Origin of the sequence: Pseudomonas sp., assembly GCF_050739995.1 — a bacterium.
Lineage (GTDB): Bacteria > Pseudomonadota > Gammaproteobacteria > Pseudomonadales > Pseudomonadaceae > Aquipseudomonas.
Genome location: NZ_JBOICG010000007.1, coordinates 1 through 2,297 on the forward strand (window position 1 = coordinate 1; position 2,297 = coordinate 2,297).

The window sequence follows — 2,297 nt, forward strand, 5'->3', positions numbered from 1 at the left end:
AACGCGCAGTTCCTGTGGTTCAGCCCCACGCTGTACCAGCAGCAGATCGACAAACTCAAGGCCTTGGGCCTGCAATGGGTGCGCCTGGACTTGCACTGGGATCAGCTGGAACCCGTCCAAGGCCAATATCAGATTGCGACCCTGGACCAACTGGTCGGCAACCTGCAAACCAATCAACTCAAATCCGTGTTCTACCTGGTGGGCTCGGCGCCCTTCGCCACTACGGCGCCGGTCGGTGCTCCGTACCAGGACCAGTACCCGCCCAAAGACCCGAACGTATTCGCCAACCGCATGGCGCTGTTGTCCCAACGCTACCCCAGTGTCGACGCCTGGCAAGTGTGGAACGAGCCCAACCTGCTCGGTTTCTGGCGCCCGGTGGCCGACCCGACAGGCTATTTCACCTTGTTGGCGGCGACCACCAGCGCCTTGCGCACGGTCAACCCGAACAAACCCGTGGTCTCGGCCGGCATGGCCTTCCTCAGCGAAATGCCCAATGGCCAGACCATGCTCAGCGCCCTCAGCGCCCTGGGGGTGAACAGCCTCAACACGGTGACGTCCTATCACCCCTACACCCAACTGCCTGAAGGCAATGACCCGGCCAACCTGGACTTTGTCGCCAAATCCAATGCACTCAACCAGTCCCTGCGCGCCGCTGGCGTACAAAGCCTGTGGAGTACCGAATGGGGCTGGTCGAGTTATCGAGGGCCCAAAGAGGCGCAAAACCTCATCACCCTGCAGGACCAGGCTGACTACGTGGTACGCCGTGTGGCGCTGATGAGCGCGATGGATTTTGACAAGATATTCCTGTTCACCCTCAGCGACCTCGACCAGCGCGCCAGCGTACGCGACCAGTCCTACGGTTTGCTCGACCTTAACGCTAACCCGAAGCCGTCCTACACTGCGCTGAAGAACTTCCTCGATGTAAGTGGGCCACAACTGACGCCCGGAGACCCACCCACCGCCGACCAGTTGCCCGACGGTCTGTTCAGCATCGGCTGGACCCGCGCCGACGGTCATAAGCTGTGGTTCTTCTGGTCGGCCCAGGGTGGCAACGCACACCTGCCGAACCTGACCAACGCCACCCTGTACGACCCACTGCGCGGCACGCAAACCCCGGTGAGCGGCACTAATGGGTTGACCATACCGGTCAAGTCGAACCTGCAAATTCTGTTATGGGATTGAAGCCCGCCATGCGCATTCTATGGATACTGCCCTACTCGCCTTGGCCCGCCACCAGCGGCGGCAAGACGCGCCAGTTCCACTTGCTGCGCAGCCTGGCGGCCCGTGGGCACAGGATCACTTTATTGCTGCATGACAAACACCCGGTGTCGCTGACCGATCGCCAGGTGCTGGAAGCCTTCCTGGAACAACTGATCATCCTGCCGCGCCGCCCGCTACGCAGTGCGAAAACCCTGGTGGCCGGGCTGTTTGCGCCCTACCCGTTGCTGGCCAGTGTGAATGGCTTGTCCGGCGCGCTGCAGGACACGTTCAACCAATTGCTCAACGAACATTGGGACGTGGTGCAGATTGAACATTCCTACGCCTTCCAACCCTATGAAGATGCCCTGGCGCGCAAGTCCCAACCCTTTGTGCTGACCGAGCACAACGTGGAATCTGCCCTCGGTGCAGCCACGTACGATCGCCTGCCGCGCTGGGCCTGGCCGTTCATTCGCTACGACCAATGGCGCTATAGCCGCTGGGAGCATCGCGTAATGCGTCAGGCTACCCAAGTGGTGGCAGTCACCGGCAGCGACGCGCAAGTGCTGGAGAAAATCGCCGGCAAACCGGTGTCCGTGGTGGTTAACGGTGTGGATTGCGATCACTTCGCGGGTGCCCATCCTGACCCCGCGACACGCCGTGTGTTGTTCCTCGGCAACTATGAATACGCCCCCAATGTGGATGCCATCGAATGGGCGCTGGATGAAATCCTGCCCAGGGTCTGGGAGCACTGCCCGGATGCACGCATGAGCGTGTGCGGCTTCGGCATGCCTGGCAGCTGGCGCGAACGCTGGCAGGACCCGCGTATCGAGTGGCAAGGGTTTGTGCCGAACCTGTTGACACTGCAATCGAGTTGCTCGGTATTCCTGGCGCCGCTGCGTCATGGTGGCGGCTCCAAACTCAAAGTGCTCGAGGCCCTGGCCGCAGGGTTGCCGCTGGCCAGCACCGAACAAGGAGTATCGGGCCTGGATCTGGTAGAGGGGCTGGATTACCTGGGTGGGCAGACCGCCAACGACTTGGCGGACTCGGTGGTGCGCCTGCTGCAATTTCCCGAAGTGGCAGTGCCCATGGGTGAAGCC

At 61.7% G+C, this 2,297-nt stretch carries 2 protein-coding genes; both read left to right on the forward strand.

Annotated elements, in window-relative coordinates; all coding sequences use genetic code 11:
• Window positions 1-1,182 (forward strand): GH39 family glycosyl hydrolase (locus ACRESD_RS00125; protein ID WP_431749078.1); only part of this gene is annotated, 1,182 nt, incomplete at its 5' end.
• Window positions 1,183-1,190: 8 nt separating this feature from the next.
• The coding region (locus ACRESD_RS00130; protein ID WP_431749079.1) for a glycosyltransferase family 4 protein at window positions 1,191-2,297 on the forward strand (1,107 nt) is incomplete at its 3' end.